The following is a 17390-nucleotide window of genomic DNA, read 5'->3' as shown; positions in this document are numbered from 1 at the left end:
GATCAGTTCGCATACTGGACACACTGCGGTGTGGATTCCTGGTCCGGCTCGACTACCGTCAATCGCATGACCGGCAACACCACCCTCGCCGAAGCCCTCGCCGCCGGGACCGTCGTGCTCGACGGCGGCATGTCCAACCAGCTGGAGTCCGCGGGCCACGACCTCAGTGACGAGCTGTGGTCGGCGCGGCTGCTCGCCGAGGACCCCGAGGCGATCGTCGCCGCGCACCTCGGCTACTTCGAGGCGGGCGCCGATGTGGCGATCACCTCCAGCTATCAGGCGACGTTCGAGGGGTTCGCGCGGCGCGGCATCGCGCGGGACCGGGCCGCCGAACTGCTGGCGCTCAGCGTCGAGCTGGGCCGCGAGGCCGCCCGGCGCGCGCAGGCCGGGGGCGTCGGACGGCAGCCGGTCGACCGGGAGCTGTGGGTGGCCGCGTCCGTCGGCCCGTACGGGGCGATGCTGGCGGACGGTTCGGAGTACCGGGGGCGGTACGGGCTGACAGTCGACGAACTGGAACGGTTCCACCGGCCCCGGCTCGAGGTGCTGGCCACGGCCCGGCCCGACGTCCTGGCGCTGGAGACCGTCCCGGACGCGGACGAGGCGCGGGCGCTGCTGCGGGCGGTGCGGAACCTCGGCGTACCGGCGTGGCTCTCGTACAGCGTGGCCGGAGACCGGACGCGGGCCGGTCAGCCGCTCGACGAGGCGTTCGCGCTCGCCGCCGACGCGGACGAGATCATCGCGGTCGGCGTGAACTGCTGCGCCCCGGACGATGTGGAGCACGCGGTCGAGACCGCCGCGCGGGTCACCGGGAAGCCGGTCGTCGTCTACCCCAACAGCGGCGAGGCCTGGGACGCCGAGGCCCGGGCCTGGACCGGCCGCTCGACGTTCACCACCGAGCGGCTGACGGGCTGGCAGCGGGCGGGCGCCCGGCTCATCGGGGGCTGCTGCCGGGTGGGACCCGACGCGATCACGGCCCTGGCCGAGGCGATCGGCGGGCGGCGAACGGAGGCGCACCCCGGGTAGCCGGGCTGACGCCGAGGTGTAGCCGGACTGACGCCCAGGTGTAGCCGGGCTGGTGCCCACCGCCCGCAAGCTCCCGAACTGCGGCTTCGCCGCCCTCACGGCGCCGTCCGGCCCGGAGCACCCTACACATCCCGTACTGCCCCGTAACAACCGGTTGCTACGTGGTTGCCGAGATGCCGGAGATCGGCCGTTCCGCACAACACTCCTCGGCACGGCCGGAAAACTTTCGAGATTCCGCACCTCTCGTCCGCTGCCGTCCGCGCTGCTAGCCTCCGTTTCGGGAACCGGTTGCCGAGCCGCCGCCTCGTCATGGTTCTCGCGGGGTGAAAAGGGGAGTCAGCCGGGCCATGACCAGGAGAAGCGCCCAGACAGAGGGCCGTCACACGATCCGGGACGTCGCGGCCCGGGCCGGGGTGTCGGCGTCCACGGTGTCCCGCGTGCTCGGCGGCGACTATCCGGTGAGCACGGCCACCCGGAACCGGGTGATGCGGGCCGTGCAGGACCTCGACTATGTGGCCGACGCACGCGCCAAGGCCGTCGCCGGGGCGGGCACCCCGACGCTGGCGTTCGTCCTGGACGACATCACGGGCCCGTCGTTCGCGCACATGGCACACGGTGTGGAGCGCGAGGCCACCCGGCTCGGCCACCTCTGCCTGGTGTGCAGCACCGAAGGCGACACCGAACAGCAGCTCGCGTTCATCGAGATGATGCGGGCGCAGCGGGCCGCCGCGGTGATCCTGGTCGGCGGCGCGACGGACACCCCCGAGTACCAGGACGACATGACCCGTATCGCCGAGTCCCTGCGGTCGGTCGGCTCACGGCTCGTGCTGTGCGGGCGCCCGCCGCTCGGGCACGCGGCGCCGGTCACCGTCATCGAGTACGACAACGAAGGCGGCGCCCAGGCCGTGTGCGCCCACCTCCTCGCCCGAGGCCACCGCCGCATCCTGCTGCTCGCGGGCAAGGCGGGAAACTCCGCCGCGGAGGGCCGCGCCCGCGGCTATGCCGAGGCCCACCGCACGCTGGGCCTGGACCCCGATCCGGCGCTCCGGCTGCCGGGCGACTTCACACGTGACTCCGGCTACCGCCGCATGCGCCGGGCCCTCGCGGACGGGCTGGAGTTCACGGCCGTCTTCGCCACCACCGACATGGTGGCCGCGGGTGCGCTGACCGCCCTGCACGAGGCCGGCCTCGACGTGCCGGGCGACGTGTCGCTGGCCGGATACGACGACATCCCCTTCGCCCGCGATCTGCACCCGGCCCTCACCACGGTGCACGTCCCGTACGAGGAACTGGGCCGCCTCGCCGTACGCAGGGCCCTCAGCCGCGATCCGGACGGGCCGGACGAACACCTGCTGCTGGGCACCCATGTGGTGGTCCGCGACTCGGTGCGCGATCTGCGTGCGGTGGAGGCACGACCGTCGGGGGCCGGCGTGCCCTCCACACCGGCCAAGGACGGCGCCGCATGACCGGCACCCCTCCCGCCCCGGAGGGGGCGATGCGGGTGTGGATTCCCACGAGCTGAGGGCTGCCGCGGGAACCCGCACCGGGGCGGGGCGGGCGCCGGATCCCGACGCCACTCGCGGCATCACATGTTGATCATGTGACCGGCGAGGCCGTGGATCGCCTCCTTCACCGCCTCGCCCAGCGTCGGGTGCGCGTGCACGTTTCGGGCCACCTCGTGGACGGTCAGGTCCCACTGCTGGGCGAGCGTCAGCTCGGGGAGCAGCTCGGTGACTTCGGGCCCGATGAGGTGGGCGCCGAGCAGCTCGCCGTACTTGTTGTCGCTGATCACCTTGACGAAGCCGACCGGGTCGCCGAGGCCGTGGGCCTTGCCGTTGGCCGTGAACGGGAACTTGGCGACCTTCACGTCGTAGCCCTGCTCGCGGGCCTGCGCCTCGGTCCAGCCGAAGCTGGCGATCTGCGGCTGGCAGTACGTGGCGCGCGGGATCATCGTGAAGTCGACCTCCATCGTCTCCGCGTCCGCGATGGTCTCGGCGGCGATGACGGCCATGGCCTCGGCGGCGTGCGCGAGCATCAGCTTCGCGGTGACGTCGCCGATCGCGAAGATGTGCGGGACGGAGGTGCGGCCGCGCCCGTCGACGTCGATCGCCCCGCGCTCGGTCAGCCGTACGCCCGCGTTCTCCAGGCCATAGCCGTTGACACGCGGCGCGAAGCCGATCGCCTGGAGGACCTTGTCGGTCTCCAGGATCTTCTGCGCGCCGTCCTTGCCGGTGACGGTGACCCTCACCTTCGCGTTCGGGTCGCTGTCGTCGATGGCGTCGACACGGGTCGACGTGAGGACCTCGATGCCGAGCTTGCGGTAGTGCTTGGCGAGCTCCTTGGAGACGTCGGCGTCCTCCGTCGGCACCATGCGGTCGAGGAACTCGACGATCGTGACGCGCACCCCGTAGTTGTGCAGGACGTACGCGAACTCGACGCCGATCGCGCCCGCGCCCGCGATGATGATCGACTCGGGGAGGGAGTCGGTGAGGATCTGCTCCTCGTACGTCACCACGCGGTCGCTCAGTGAGGTGCCGGGCAGCAGCCGCGTCTCGGCGCCCGCCGCGATGATGCAGTGGTCGAACGTGACCGTCTCGGTGCCGCCGGCCGACAAGGCGACCTGGAGGGTACCCGGGTCGGTGAACGTGCCGCGGCCGTCGTACTCGGTGATGCCGTTCTTCTTCATCAGGTAGTGGACGCCCTTGACGCGGCCGTCGGCCACGGTGCGGCTGCGCTGGAACGCCTCCCCGTAGTCGAAGCTGACCTGGCCGTCCACGCGGATACCGAAGGTCTTCGCCTCGCGGGTGAAGATGTGCGCCAACTCGGCGTTGCGCAACAGGGCCTTGGAGGGGATGCAGCCCACGTTCAGGCAGACCCCGCCCCAGTACTTCTCCTCCACGACCGCGGTGCGCAGTCCGAGCTGGGCACTGCGGACGGCGGCGGTGTAGCCGCCGGGGCCCGCGCCGAGGACGACGACGTCGTAGTGCGTGCTGCTGCTCATGATCCTCGTTCCGGTGAGATCGGTGACCGTCGCGCCCACCGGCCTGACCGCCCGGCGGACACCGTCATCGTACGGAGGGCTTGCCCCGCTTTCGGCGGGTCATGACAGTCGCGCCGGTCACTCCTCGCCGCCGGCCACCGGCCACGGGCCGCCGCCGGGAAGGAGACGACCCCCGGCGGGAACTCTGCGGAATGCACCCGGACCCCGTAACTCCCGTGAAGCACGGGCTCAATGGGGTCTTCACGGGCCGGTGATGGAGTCCCGGTGTCCCGTACACGTGTCCGCGCTCACACCCGTACATGTGTCCGTATTCGCACCCGTACGCCGACCCACGGAGGCCCGCCTTGAGCGAGGTACAACCGCCCACCCAGGAGCAGCTCGACGCGTACATACGGACCAGGCTCGCGCTGGCCGGATTCGATCTGTCGCTGCTTCCGGAGCAGCCCGACCCGGAGACCGGGGTGCCGACCCGGAACCAAGTGCTCGCCTCGCTGCGCTCGTTCGTCGCGTCCACGCCCGGGGCCATCAACGGATGGTCCCCGGCCGGGCAGACCCCCGCGTACGCGCAGCAGGCCTCGCCGCCGCTGCTGTACCCGTCCATCACGGAGGCCTGGACGGGGAAGGCGGGCGAGCGATGAGTCGCGCTCTCAACCGCCGGGTGTTCCTGGCGTCTTCGGCCGCGGTGGCGGGCGGCGCCGTCGCTCTTGGGACGACCCCCGCGCAGGCCGCCTCGTCCCCTGCAGCGGCATCAGGAGCCTCCGACGTCGACCCCCGGGACATCCCCGTCGACGTCCGGCCGGCCGCCCTGAGCGACCCGTCCGAAGCGACGCTCGCCGAGGCTGTCGTGCTCATGCGGCGCGGCAAGCTGACGGCCACCGATCTGGTGCAGGCGTATCTGGAGCGGATCGAGCGGTACGACTCCACGTACCAGGCGTACGCGGAGGTGACCGGGGATGCCGCGCTGGCGGCGGCGCGGAGGGCCGACCGCGGCGAGGGGCCGAGAGGCGTCCTGCGCGGCATTCCGCTGTGCGTCAAGGACAACTACTTCACGGCCGGTGTGCCGACGCGCTGCAACTCGTACGTCTTCGAGGACTTCGTCCCGGACGAGGACGCCACTGCCGTGGCCCGGCTGACGGGGGCGGGCGGGATCGTGCTGGGCAAGGGCCAGATGGGACCGCTCGCCACCACGCGTGCCACGAAGCCGAACGGCACGGTCACGACCGTCAACGCCTGGACTCCGGACGACCCGGCCGTCGACCCGGGCGGCTCGTCTACCGGTCCCGCGTGCGCCGTGGCCGCGCGTCTGGCGTCGTCGTCCATCGGCACCCAGACCGGCGGCTCCATCGTGCTGCCGTCCAACCAGCAGAACCTGACCGGTCTGAAGCCCACCATGGGGCGCGTCTCGCTGCACGGCGTGATTCCGCTGTCGTTCACGCGCGACCACGCGGGGCCGCTCGCCCGGGACGCCATGGATGCCGCGATCATGCTTCAGGTCATGGCCGGACCTGACGCGGCGGACCCGCGCACACTCGGGCTGCCGGACGTGCCCGACCTCGTCCGTGCCGCGACCCCCGTCACCTCGCGGGGTGGCGCGGTACGCATGCGCCGGGCCACGCGGATCGGCGTACCGGCGGACTTCCTGAGCGCGCGGAAGGAACTGCGCGGTGCGTTCCTCGACGCGCTGGACGCGATCCCGGGCGTGACGCTTGTGGACGTCGCCTATCCGGCCGACTGGGCACTGCTGACCGGCACGTTCAACGCCGCGCGGCTGGCCGAGCGGACCGAGCCGTTCCGCCACTGGCTGCGCACCGACCCGAACAAGTTCGGTGTGTCGCTGCTGAGTTGGCTGCAAGGGCTGATGCTCTCCGGCGACGAGTGGATCACGGCGCAGCGCGCCAAGAACCATCTGCTGCGGGAGGTCCTCGACGGCATCTTCGGTGACGACGGGTGCGACGTACTGCTGCAGACGGGGCCCGTCCCGTTCGACATCCTGGGCCTGCCCGAGATCGGCTTCCCGATCGGCTTCGACGGCGAAGGCGTGCCCGTCGGCGCGATCCTGGGCGGCCGGCCCTACGAGGAGGACCGGCTCCTCGAGGTCGCGGCCGCGTATCAGGCGATCACCGACTGGCACACCCGCCGCCCGTCCGACCCGGCGACGACCGCACGCCTGAAGGCGGCGGCCGATCGGCCGCGGATCTCGGCGGAGGAGGCCGCTGCGGGTTCGGCTTGATGCGTGACGGGGGTGGGGCCCGGTCGGGGGTGCCCGGGCCGGGGGGTGCCCGGGCCCAGGCCTCCGCGACGCCTCGTCCTCAAGCTGCGCCGGCTAACGCTGCGAGGTGCCCCCGGACGGGCTGATTTCAGCCCGTCCGCGGCTTGAGGACGAGCCTGTCAGGGCCGACAGGTGGACGCACCCGCCCCCGTGTCCGTGCAGCGGCACTGGCGGGCGCTCGGGCTGTGGGTTCGGGGGGTGCGAGGGAGCCACGGGGGCGCCGAGGCCGTGGCGGGAGCTCGGAGAGGGCGCTGAGACCGTGGGGTCCGCAGGGCGCTCATGCGGTGCGACCCGCAGGGCGCCGAGGCCGGGCGGTCCCGAGGGCGCCGGGCCGGTGGCGCCCCGACAGCGTCGAGCAGATCTCACCACCTCAGCGCCCTCCGAACCCCCGCGGTCTCAGCGCCCTCCGAGCTCCCGCCACGGCGGCGCCTCGCCGTTCTTCGTCGCCGGGGGCTGGGCCTGCCCGTTCACTCCCGGCTGCGTCTGCCGGTTCACCTCCGGCTGCGTCTGCCGGTTCGCCTCCGCCTCGGCTTGCCCGTGTGTTTCTGGCTTCGCTTGCGATTTCGCGTGTGGCTTCGTGTGCGTCCTCGCATGGGCCCGCAGCCGCGACGTCACATCGTCCGGCGGCAGGAACTTCGACCAGCGCTCCGGGAACTCGGAGGGCATGCCCGGGTCGTCCGGATCGTCGTCGTGGGCGTGCCGCGCCTGGGCGCGGGCCACGTACTCGGCGGCCTGCGCCTCCCGCATCCGCTCGTTGGCGGCACGTGCCGTGGCCGTCGCCACCGACGGCCACACCCGGTCGATGGCGGCATTGACCGCGGCCCCGACCAGCACCGCGAACGCGGAGACGCCGATCCACAGCAGCACGGCGACGGGCGCGGCGAGCGAGGCGTAGATGGTGGTCGGCCCCTCCACCGTGTTCGTCAGGTAGATGCGCAGCAGGAAGCTGCCCAGCACCCACATCCCGAGCGCCACCAGCGCTCCCGGGGTGTCCTCCACCCAGGGCGACCGCACCGGCACCGACACGTGGTACAGCGTCGTCAGAAAGACGATCGACAGGACGATCACGACCGGCCAGTACAGGACCTGCACGATCGACGTGGACACCGGCAAGAGCTCGAGCACCGCGTCGGGCCCGGCCACCATCAGCGGCAGCGCAACCGAGCCGATCAGCAGCGCGATTATGAAGAGCAGGAACGCCAGCAGCCGCGTCTTGACGATGCCGCGCACCCCGTCGAGGCCGTACATCACGGTGATCGTGTCGATGAAGACGTTGACCGCGCGCGAGCCCGACCACAGGGCGAAGAGGAAGCCGATCGAGATGACGTCCGGGCGGCCGCCGCGCATCACGTCCTCGAGGATGGGCCGGGCGATCTCGTTGACGCCCCGGTCGGACAGGACGGTACGGGACGCCTCCAGCAGATTGGTCTGCAGGCTGGCGATGGTGTCGGCGCCCGTCCAGTCGTCGACGTAGCCGAGCAGTCCGATCATGCTCAGCAGCAGCGGCGGTACGGACAGCAGCGTGAAGAACGCCGCTTCCGCCGCAAGACCGAGGACCCGGTACTCCATGCACGAGTCGACGGTGTCCTTGATCAGCAGCCAGGCCGTCCTGCGCTTGGACATGTTCCGGTACATAGCGCGGGCGCGGAGAAGACGGCCGGACGGCCGTTCAGGTGTTTCTTTTGCCTGGTGCACCTCCTTACCGTATCGATATGGCAGCCACCACACACACAGTGACCAACCAGGCTCCGCCCCTGGTGGGCTATGACGTTTTCGAGGCCGACCGGGCCTTGGAAGAAGCGGTCGAGCGACATGTCGATCCCGGGCTGCTCGACGAGGTAAACGAGGACCTGTCGGGGCTCGGCCGGACCGCGGGCTCCGCGCAGGCCCAGGAGTGGGGCGTCCTCGCCAACGAGAACCCGCCGAAGCTGCGCACTCACGACCGGTACGGGAACCGCATCGACGAGGTCGAGTTCCATCCGTCGTGGCACCGGCTGCTCGCCAAGGGCGTCTCGGCGGGTCTGACGGCGGCCTGGACGCGGCCCGGCGGGCATGTGCGGCGGGCGGCCGGGTTCGTGGTGTGGTCGCAGGTCGAGGCGGGGCACGGCTGCCCCCTGTCGATGACGCATGCGGCGGTGCCCGCCCTGCGCACGGACCCGAAACTGGCAGCCGAGTGGGAGCCGCGGCTCACCTCGCTCATCTACGACGAGGGGCTGCGGCCGGCCGCGGAAAAGGCCGGCGTGCTCTTCGGCATGGGGATGACGGAGAAGCAGGGCGGCAGCGACGTACGGGCGAACACGACTGCCGCGCGGCCGCTCGCGGTGGACGGCGAGTACACACTCACCGGACACAAGTGGTTCTGCTCCGCTCCGATGTCGGACGGCTTTCTGGTACTGGCGCAGGCGCCCGAGGGCCTGACGTGCTTTCTCGTACCGCGCGTCCTGGAGGACGGGACGCGCAACCCGTTCGCTATCCAGCGCCTCAAGGACAAGCTCGGCAACCGGTCGAACGCGTCGAGCGAGGTCGAGTTCGACGGGACGTGGGCGCAGCGGGTCGGGGACGAGGGGCGCGGGGTGCGCACCATCATCGAGATGGTGGCGGCGACCCGCCTCGACTGCGTACTCGGCGCGGCCGCGATCATGCGCCAGGCCGTCGCCCAGGCCGTACACCACTGCACCTACCGCGAGGCGTTCGGCGGCAAGCTGATCGACAAGCCGCTGATGCGCAACGTACTGGCCGATCTGGCCCTGGAGTCGGAGGCCGCGACCACGCTCGGGATGCGGCTTGCGGCAGCGTACGACGACGGGAGTGAGCAGGAGCGTGCGTTCCTGCGAATCGCGGTGCCGGCCGCCAAGTACTGGGTGACGAAGCGCTGCACGCCGGTCGCCGCCGAGGCCCTGGAGTGCCTCGGCGGCAACGGCTACGTGGAGGAGTCGGGCATGCCCCGGCTGCTGCGCGAGTCGCCGCTCAACTCCATCTGGGAGGGCTCGGGGAACGTACAGGCCCTTGACGTCCTGCGGGCGTTGCAGCGCGAGCCGCAGGCGCTGAACGCCTTCCTGCAGGAGGTGGGCCAGGCCCGCGGCGCGGACCACCGCCTCGACGCCGCCATCAAGGACCTCCTGACCGAACTCGCCGACCTGGACGGCATCGAGGCCCGCGCCCGGCGGCTGGTGGAGCGCATGGCGCTGGTTCTGCAGGGCTCGCTGCTGGTGCGGTACGCCCCACCGGCGGTCGCCGACACGTTCTGCGCCTCACGCCTGGGCGGCGACTGGGGCACGGCCTTCGGCACGCTGCCGCACAGTCTGGACCTGGGCTCGGTGGTGGAGAGGGCGCGGCCGGTGGGCTGAGGGCTCGGGCGCGGCCGGTGGGCCGCCGTCGCGGGTCGGGCCACACGCGAGGTGACGGTGTCACGGGGGTGGTGCCGCGCCGACACCGCACCACCCCCGCAGCCGTGGCTCCTTTCCCAGGAGCAACCCCAAGCTTCGGGCAACCGGCGGCCGTTCGCCAGAGTTGCAGAAGGTTGCAACGTATCCGCCCGCTGACGCCCTTTCAGGGCGCCGAGAGGGGAGGATGTGTAGCGGGTGCACAACCCTCGGTATCCGGGCGTCGGCGGTTTTGGGGAGGATCCGGTGACGACTCCGACGATCGACCTGGTCAGACTCGCCGCCATGGACGCGGCCCAGGCCACGCGGCTGCTCAAGGGCGTGCGCGCTGCCGCGCTCTCCGGGCAGCAGCCGCCGTTGGTCCCGCGTCCCGTGATCGGCGAGTCGTGGGACCGCATGCTGCACAGCGGTGTCGACCCCGACCACGACTTCCGTACGGGGCTGCTCTCCGTGGAGGAGATCGAGCACCGCCGGAGGTCCTCACCGCTCGCGCAGGTCCTGCCGGTCCTGCGGGAAGGGCTCGTCTCGGTCGCGGACGCTGCGCAGCACATCATGGTCGTGGCGGACGGCGAGGGCCGCGTCCTGTGGCGGGAGGGCAGCGCCTCGGTACTGCGGAAGGCCGACGGGCACGGTTTCGAGGTCGGCGCGGAGTGGTCGGAGGACGTCGTCGGTACGAACGGGATCGGCACGCCGCTCATCGCGCGCCGGCCCGTGCAGGTGTTCTCGGCGGAGCACTTCGTCCGTACGCACCACTCGTGGACGTGCACCGGCGCGCCGCTCACCGACCCGCGGGACGGCCGGCTGCTGGGGGTCATCGACATCAGCGGCCCGCTCGACACCATGCATCCGGCGACGCTGGCGCTGGTCACCTCGGTGACCCGGCTCGCCGAGGCCGAGCTGCGCCATCTGCATCTGTCGTCGCTCGACCGGCTGCGTTCGGTCGCCGCGCCGATGCTGGCCCGGATGACCGGACGCGCCCTCGCCGTCGACGTGCACGGCTGGACGGCGGCGGTGACCGGGATGCCGCCCGTGCGCCGGCTGGCACTGCCCAGATCGTTCTCCGCCGGTCGTACGTGGCTGCCGTCGCTCGGCACCTGCACGGTGGAGCCGCTGCCGGGCGGATGGCTCGTACGGGCTGCGGAGGAGCCGGAGGCGGAGAGCGCCACCCGGATCGTGCTGGATGTGAGCAACGCCCGCCGCTGGTCGGTGACGGTGACGGGCGGCGCGGGCACGTGGTCACACGCACTGAGCCCGCGCCATGCCGAGCTGCTCTACCTCCTGGCCACGAACCGGGCCGGACGCAGTGCGTCCGCGCTCGCCGGGGACATGTTCGGCGATCCGGCGCGCACGGTGACGGTACGCGCGGAGCTGTCCCGGGTCCGCCGCTATCTCGGGCCCCTGCTCGCCCACCGCCCGTACCGTTTCCGCGAGGACGTCGACGTCAAGGTGATCACACCGGACCACCCGGCACACCTGCTGCCGCACTCGACGGCCCCTGCGGTGCGCAGCACCCGCGCGACGACACGCTGACCTCGGGCGCCCACAAGTCGTGACGCCCCGATCACCTGGGCCGATCCGCCCATCGACGCCCTCCCGGCCCTGGCCGATGCCACGTCGGGCCACCGGCGTCATCGTCAGCGGGCGCAAGCGGCTTCAGAGGCGGCGCGTGCCCGAGCGGGTACCTTCGGGCACCGCTCGACGCCTTCGGCCGGCATGACCAGCCGATGCCCGCGCCCGATGCCTCAGCCGACCCCGCCCGGGCGGACCGCCGCCGCGGGCCTCGGCTTCGCCGTCGGCGCTCCGGCCTCGGCCGCCGCCACGGTGCCGCACCCTGTCCGGGAGCCGGACACCGTCCCGGTCCCGGAGCCGGTCCCGGTGCGGGGGCCGGACACCGCCGCGCCCCCGGCCCCCGTCCCCTTCCGTCCGCGCAGTGTTACCAGTTCCTGTTCCAGCGACCTCATCCGCTGGTGTGCCGCATACAGGTAGCGGGCCTTCATACGCAGTGCCCAGGGGTCGACCGGCTTGACGACGAGGTCGGCGACGCCGAGTTGCAGTGCCGCCGTCGAGATCTGGGAGTCCTGGCCGAGACCGGTGAGGAGGATGACGGGGATGCCCTGCGTCTGCTCCAGGCGGCTCATGTAGCGCACGACGTCCAGGCCGCTGACGTCGGGCATCACGACGTCCAGCAGGACGAGCCCGATGCCGCCGCGCAGGATGATCTTGAGGGCCTCGTCACCGCCGAGGGCTCGCTCGAGCGGGAGGCCCAGCGGAGTCAGGGCGCTCTCCAGCGCGAAGAGGTTGCCCTCGTGGTCGTCGACCATGAGGATCCGGGCTTCGCCCGCCATGCCCTGCCCCCTCCACCCCAGGCGGTACATCTCTCCCCGAGGCGGACCACCCTACGCCCAAGCTTCCCCCCGCTCACGGTTTTGCCCCCGCCCCGGTGCACGACCTTTGGCCAATGGATGTCGGGGCGTCCCGACACGGCGGACCACCGCTGGTCGCCGCGTATGTGTCGACGCCGTGTGCTCTTCGCCACACTTCCTCCATCCGTGAACCGGGCTCCACGACGCTGCCGCGTCCGCTTTGGAACGAGGGGCGGCCACATGGTTCCCTGGCGCGCATGAGCATCACTGTGACCACGTGGTCCCTCGAGCAGACCTCTCCGTCCGATCTGCGGCCCTCGGCCGCTCCGGAGGGGGACGTCCGGATCGTGCGGGCCGAGGTGCCTTCACCCGAGTTCAGCAGGTTCCTCTACACGGCGGTCGGCGGGGACATCCGCTGGACGGACCGGCTGGGCCTGACGTACGCCCAGTGGCAGGAAGTCCTGAACCGGCCGGGGACGGAGACCTGGGTCGTGTACGAGAAGGGCACCCCCGCCGGATACGTGGAGCTCGAAGCCCAGGACGAGGGAGTCGTCGAGATCGTCTACTTCGGGCTGATCCCGGCGTTCCGCGGCCGTCGGCTCGGCGGCCATCTGCTCAGCCACGGCGTCGCACGCGCCTGGGACCTGGCCGAGCGGTGGCCGGGTCGTGCGCCGACCAAGCGTGTGTGGCTGCACACCTGCAGCAAGGACGGTGAGCACGCTATGGACAACTACCTCCGGCGCGGCTTCACTCTGTTCGAGACCAAGGTCGAGGAGGAGCCGGAGGTGCCGATGCCGGGCCCATGGCCGGGCGCGTACGCCATCTGAGGCCCGCGCACTGCCACCCGCGGGCACCCTTTGCGACCCGGGCGGCAGCACAGTGTGACCGGCGACACCCTTGTCTCATGAAGCGAGACAAGGGTGTCCACATCTTGGATGACGGTGGACTGTCCGGAGATCCCCGTGACACGCTTCCGTCATGTCTCGAGCTGGAATTGCCTTGGTGAGTCGGCGGCACGTCGACCTCGGCCGCATGTCCAGCGCGATCTGTCCGGCGGGCTGACAGTCCAGCAACGCCGCGATCCCCCCTGTCTCAAGACTTTCCTGCGCAATGACGCGCCTGTCTCGAGCATCTCGAGCATGCACCCGTACGCACAGGTCAGAGCCGCTTTCCCGCTGTCCCGAAGGACGTAGAACCATGGCCGCCACCCCTCCTAAGCCCTCCGCCGCGCCCCGCCGCAAGGCGAGCCGTCACCGTGGTGAGGGCCAGTGGGCCGTGGGCCACTTCACCCCGCTCAACGGCAACGAACAGTTCAAGAAGGACGACGACGGTCTCAATGTGCGGACACGCATTGAGACGATCTACTCCAAGACCGGCTTCGACTCGATCGACCCCAACGACCTGCGGGGCCGTATGCGCTGGTGGGGGCTGTACACCCAGCGCAAGCCCGGGATCGACGGCGGCAAGACCGCCATCCTGGAGCCGGAGGAGCTCGACGACGAGTACTTCATGCTGCGTGTGCGCATCGACGGCGGCCGGCTGACCACCGAGCAGCTGCGCGTCATCGGTGAGATCTCCCAGGAGTTCGCGCGCGGCACGGCCGACATCACGGACCGGCAGAACGTCCAGTACCACTGGATCCGTATCGAGGACGTCCCCGAGATCTGGAACCGCCTTGAGGCCGTCGGGCTGTCCACGACCGAGGCCTGCGGTGACACTCCCCGCGTGATCCTCGGCTCTCCGGTCGCCGGAATCGCCGCCGACGAGATCATCGACGGCACCCCGGCCCTCGAGGAGATCCACCGCCGGATCATCGGCAACAAGGACTTCTCGAACCTGCCGCGCAAGTTCAAGTCCGCCATCTCCGGTTCTCCGCTGCTCGACGTGGCGCACGAGATCAACGACGTCGCGTTCGTCGGTGTGAACCACCCCGAGCACGGGCCCGGCTTCGACGTCTGGGTCGGCGGCGGTCTGTCCACCAACCCCAAGATCGGCCAGCGCCTCGGCACCTGGGTCCCGCTGGACGAGGTCCCGGACGTCTACGAAGGTGTCATCTCGATCTTCCGCGACTACGGCTACCGCCGGCTGCGCACCCGCGCCCGCCTGAAGTTCCTGCTCGCCGACTGGGGCGTCGAGAAGTTCCGCCAGGTCCTCGAGGACGAGTACCTCAAGCGCAAGCTGAACGACGGCCCGGCGCCCGCCCAGCCCGTCGAGCGCTGGCGCGACCACGTCGGTGTGCACCGGCAGAAGGACGGCCGGTTCTACGTCGGTTTCGCACCGCGCGTCGGCCGCGTCGACGGCACGACCCTCACGAAGATCGCCGAGCTGGCCGAGGCGCACGGCTCGGGCCGGCTCCGTACGACCGTCGAGCAGAAGATGATCGTGCTCGACGTGGAGGAGTCGAAGGTCGAGTCGCTGGTCGAGGGTCTCGAGGCGCTGGACCTCACCGTCAAGCCCTCCCCGTTCCGGCGCGGCACGATGGCCTGCACCGGCATCGAGTTCTGCAAGCTGGCCATCGTCGAGACCAAGGCCCGTGGCGCCTCGCTGATCGACGAGCTGGAGCGCCGCATCCCGGACTTCGACGAGCCGATCACCATCAACATCAACGGCTGCCCGAACGCCTGCGCCCGTATCCAGGTCGCGGACATCGGTCTCAAGGGCCAGCTGGTCCTGGACGACGACGGCAACCAGGTCGAGGGCTTCCAGGTGCACCTGGGCGGTGCGCTGGGCCTGGAGGCCGGCTTCGGCCGCAAGGTGCGCGGCCTGAAGGTCACCTCCGACGAGCTGCCCGACTACGTCGAGCGCGTCCTCAAGCGCTTCCAGGAGGAGCGCGAGGACGGCGAGCGGTTCGCCACCTGGGCGGCTCGCGCCAGCGAGGAGTCGCTGTCGTGAGCGCAGTGAGCGAAACAAAGGAGGCAGCATGAGCGAGCGCGCGGCTCCCTTCTACTGCCCCTACTGCGGCGACGAGGACCTGCGTCCGAGCGAGCAGGGACACGGCGCGTGGGAATGCGCGGCATGCAATCGAGCCTTCCAGTTGAAGTTCCTCGGGCTCCTCGCCCGGGGTCTTCAGCGCACCGACGGTGGAGGGGACGAGATATGACGACGATTCAGGCAGACGAGCAGAAGACCGAGGACCTCAAGGCGCTGGCCGAGCAGGCTGGGCGCGACCTCGAGGACGCCTCCGCGCTCGAGATCCTCCAGTGGGCCGCCGAGACCTTCGGCAAGCGCTTCTGCGTGACCTCCTCGATGGAGGACGCGGTGGTCGCCCACCTCGCCTCGCGCGCGATGCCCGGCGTCGACGTCGTGTTCCTGGACACCGGCTACCACTTCCCGGAGACCATCGGCACCCGGGACGCCGTCGAGGCCGTGATGGACGTCAACGTCATCACCCTCACGCCGCGCCAGACGGTGGCCGAGCAGGACGCCGAGTACGGCCCGAAGCTGCACGACCGCAACCCCGACCTGTGCTGCGCGATGCGCAAGGTGAGGCCCCTGGAGGAGGGGCTGACCAAGTACGACGCGTGGGCGACGGGCCTGCGCCGCGACGAGTCCCCGACCCGGGCGAACACCCCGGTCGTCGGCTGGGACGAGAAGCGGCAGAAGGTCAAGATCTCGCCGATCGCCCGCTGGACGCAGGACGACGTGGATGCGTACGTCACCGAGCACGGCGTCCTCACCAACCCGCTGCTGATGGACGGCTACGCGTCGGTCGGTTGCGCGCCCTGCACGCGCAGGGTGCTGGAGGGCGAGGACGCACGCGCCGGCCGCTGGGCGGGCCGCGCCAAGACCGAGTGCGGGCTGCACGAATGACGAGCACAGCGACGCACCAGACGAACGACGAGTCGAACGACCAGGGGCAGGAGAAGCACGTGACTGGGGCCACCATCTGGCTCACAGGTCTGCCGAGCGCCGGCAAGACCACCATCGCGCACGAGCTGGCGGGCCGGCTGCGCGACGAGGGCCACCGCGTGGAGGTCCTGGACGGTGACGAGATCCGTGAGTTCCTCTCGGCGGGCCTGGGCTTCAGCCGCGAGGACCGGCACACCAACGTGCAGCGCATCGGCTTCGTCGCCGAACTGCTCGCGTCGAACGGCGTGAAGGCCCTGGTCCCGGTCATCGCCCCCTACGCGGACAGCCGCGACGCGGTGCGCAAGCGCCACGAGACCGAGGGCACGGCGTACGTCGAGGTGCACGTCGCCACTCCTGTCGAGGTGTGCTCCGTACGCGACGTGAAGGGGCTGTACGCCAAGCAGGCGGCCGGCGAGATCTCGGGACTCACCGGGGTCGACGACCCGTACGAGGAGCCCGAGACGCCCGATCTGCGGATCGAGTCGCACACCCAGACCGTGCAGGAGTCCGCTGCCGCGCTGTACGCGCTGCTCACCGAAAGGGGTCTCGCATGACGACCGCGGCCACTGTCCACGAGGCAGCCGACAACTCCGACGGCGCCGGCCCGTACGCGCTGAGCCACCTGGACGCTCTCGAGTCCGAGGCGGTGCACATCTTCCGCGAGGTGGCGGGTGAGTTCGAGCGGCCGGTGATCCTGTTCTCCGGCGGCAAGGACTCGATCGTCATGCTGCATCTGGCGCTGAAGGCGTTCGCTCCCGCGGCGATCCCCTTCTCGCTGCTGCATGTGGACACGGGACACAACTTCCCCGAGGTCATCGAGTACCGCGACCGTACGGCCGAGAAGCACAACCTGCGGCTCCATGTCGCGTCCGTGCAGGACTACATCGACCGTGGTGTGCTCAAGGAGCGTCCGGACGGCACCCGCAACCCGCTGCAGACGCTGCCGCTGACCGAGAAGATCCAGAGCGAGAAGTTCGACGCGGTCTTCGGCGGGGGGCGGCGCGACGAGGAGAAGGCCCGCGCCAAGGAGCGCGTGTTCTCTCTGCGGGACGAGTTCTCGCAGTGGGACCCGCGCCGCCAGCGGCCGGAGCTGTGGAACCTGTACAACGGCCGGCACGCGCCGGGCGAGCACGTGCGCGTGTTCCCGCTGTCCAACTGGACCGAGCTGGACGTGTGGCAGTACATCGCCCGCGAGGGCATCGAGCTGCCGGAGATCTACTTCGCCCACGAGCGCGAGGTGTTCCAGCGGTCCGGCATGTGGCTGACCGCCGGTGAGTGGGGCGGGCCGAAGGACGGCGAGACCGTCGAGAAGCGGCTCATCCGCTACCGGACCGTCGGCGACATGTCCTGCACGGGTGCCGTCGACTCGGATGCGGTGACCCTGGATCAGGTCATCACCGAGATCGCCGCGTCCCGGCTCACCGAGCGCGGCGCCACCCGCGCCGACGACAAGCTCTCCGAGGCCGCGATGGAAGACCGTAAGCGCGAGGGGTACTTCTAAG

The 17390-nt window shown here is 70.9% G+C and carries 16 protein-coding genes; 13 read left to right on the top strand and 3 right to left on the bottom strand.

The window, feature by feature from the left end:
* Window positions 1–66: 66 nt before the first annotated feature.
* Together mmuM and ACSMXV_RS32235 are read left to right on the top strand one after the other, a co-directional pair.
* The gene (mmuM, locus tag ACSMXV_RS32240) at window positions 67–1023 is read left to right on the top strand and encodes a homocysteine S-methyltransferase (RefSeq protein ID WP_473174657.1); all 957 of its coding nucleotides are present in this window, start codon (window positions 67–69) and stop codon (window positions 1021–1023) included.
* 347 nt (window positions 1024–1370) lie between these two features.
* Complete coding sequence (locus tag ACSMXV_RS32235; protein ID WP_473174656.1) at window positions 1371–2489, top strand: LacI family DNA-binding transcriptional regulator; 1119 nt, start codon at window positions 1371–1373, stop codon at window positions 2487–2489.
* A 119-nt stretch (window positions 2490–2608) separates the two neighbouring features.
* Here ACSMXV_RS32235 and lpdA read toward each other — a convergent pair whose 3' ends face one another.
* A complete protein-coding gene (gene lpdA, locus ACSMXV_RS32230) occupies window positions 2609–4024 on the bottom strand; it encodes a dihydrolipoyl dehydrogenase (protein ID WP_473174655.1) in 1416 nt (471 codons plus the stop codon).
* Window positions 4025–4368: 344 nt separating this feature from the next.
* Here lpdA and ACSMXV_RS32225 point away from each other — a divergent pair, with 344 nt between their 5' ends.
* Together ACSMXV_RS32225 and ACSMXV_RS32220 are read left to right on the top strand one after the other, a co-directional pair.
* On the top strand, window positions 4369–4662 hold the full coding sequence (locus ACSMXV_RS32225) for a hypothetical protein (RefSeq protein WP_473174654.1): 294 nt from the start codon (window positions 4369–4371) through the stop codon (window positions 4660–4662).
* Complete coding sequence (locus tag ACSMXV_RS32220; protein ID WP_473174653.1) at window positions 4659–6254, top strand: amidase; 1596 nt, start codon at window positions 4659–4661, stop codon at window positions 6252–6254. The genes ACSMXV_RS32225 and ACSMXV_RS32220 overlap by 4 nt, the downstream gene beginning before the upstream one ends.
* Window positions 6255–6689: 435 nt before the next feature.
* Here ACSMXV_RS32220 and ACSMXV_RS32215 read toward each other — a convergent pair whose 3' ends face one another.
* On the bottom strand, window positions 6690–7928 hold the full coding sequence (locus tag ACSMXV_RS32215; protein WP_473174652.1) for a YihY/virulence factor BrkB family protein: 1239 nt from the start codon (window positions 7926–7928) through the stop codon (window positions 6690–6692).
* Between the two features lie 77 nt (window positions 7929–8005).
* On the opposite strand from ACSMXV_RS32215, the gene ACSMXV_RS32210 reads away from it, so the two are divergent.
* Both ACSMXV_RS32210 and ACSMXV_RS32205 read left to right on the top strand, forming a co-directional pair.
* On the top strand, window positions 8006–9640 hold the full coding sequence (locus ACSMXV_RS32210; protein ID WP_473174651.1) for an acyl-CoA dehydrogenase family protein: 1635 nt from the start codon (window positions 8006–8008) through the stop codon (window positions 9638–9640).
* 321 nt (window positions 9641–9961) lie between these two features.
* Window positions 9962–11206 carry a GAF domain-containing protein gene (locus ACSMXV_RS32205; protein WP_473179124.1) on the top strand — a complete coding sequence of 415 codons (1245 nt, stop codon included), beginning with the start codon at window positions 9962–9964 and terminating at the stop codon, window positions 11204–11206.
* 212 nt (window positions 11207–11418) lie between these two features.
* Here the strand turns inward: ACSMXV_RS32205 and ACSMXV_RS32200 are convergent, their stop codons facing one another.
* Window positions 11419–12021, bottom strand: a complete 603-nt coding sequence (locus ACSMXV_RS32200; RefSeq protein ID WP_473174650.1) for a response regulator — start codon at window positions 12019–12021, stop codon at window positions 11419–11421.
* A gap of 275 nt (window positions 12022–12296) precedes the next feature.
* On the opposite strand from ACSMXV_RS32200, the gene ACSMXV_RS32195 reads away from it, so the two are divergent.
* The 7 genes from ACSMXV_RS32195 (at window position 12297) to cysD (ending at window position 17389) form a co-directional block, all read left to right on the top strand.
* Window positions 12297–12866, top strand: a complete 570-nt coding sequence (locus tag ACSMXV_RS32195; RefSeq protein ID WP_473174649.1) for a GNAT family N-acetyltransferase — start codon at window positions 12297–12299, stop codon at window positions 12864–12866.
* Between the two features lie 151 nt (window positions 12867–13017).
* On the top strand, window positions 13018–13101 hold the full coding sequence (locus tag ACSMXV_RS32190; RefSeq protein WP_309471194.1) for a putative leader peptide: 84 nt from the start codon (window positions 13018–13020) through the stop codon (window positions 13099–13101).
* 135 nt (window positions 13102–13236) lie between these two features.
* Complete coding sequence (locus tag ACSMXV_RS32185; RefSeq protein ID WP_473174648.1) at window positions 13237–14931, top strand: nitrite/sulfite reductase; 1695 nt, start codon at window positions 13237–13239, stop codon at window positions 14929–14931.
* A 28-nt stretch (window positions 14932–14959) separates the two neighbouring features.
* Entirely contained in the window at window positions 14960–15139 is a 180-nt protein-coding gene (locus tag ACSMXV_RS32180) for a hypothetical protein (protein WP_181863553.1), read from the top strand.
* A complete protein-coding gene (locus tag ACSMXV_RS32175; protein WP_181863552.1) occupies window positions 15136–15849 on the top strand; it encodes a phosphoadenylyl-sulfate reductase in 714 nt (237 codons plus the stop codon). The genes ACSMXV_RS32180 and ACSMXV_RS32175 overlap by 4 nt, the downstream gene beginning before the upstream one ends.
* Complete coding sequence (gene cysC, locus ACSMXV_RS32170) at window positions 15846–16442, top strand: adenylyl-sulfate kinase (protein ID WP_473174647.1); 597 nt, start codon at window positions 15846–15848, stop codon at window positions 16440–16442. The genes ACSMXV_RS32175 and cysC overlap by 4 nt, the downstream gene beginning before the upstream one ends.
* Window positions 16439–17389 (top strand): sulfate adenylyltransferase subunit CysD, encoded by a 951-nt coding sequence (cysD, locus tag ACSMXV_RS32165; protein ID WP_473174646.1) that lies wholly within the window; start codon window positions 16439–16441, stop codon window positions 17387–17389. The genes cysC and cysD overlap by 4 nt, the downstream gene beginning before the upstream one ends.
* The last annotated feature ends 1 nt before the right edge of the window (window position 17390 follow it).

The sequence above is a fragment of the Streptomyces sp. DSM 42067 genome, from assembly GCF_055792885.1.
Note: the sequence above shows the minus strand (reverse complement) of the source record. Positions and strands in the feature narration are given on the sequence as shown.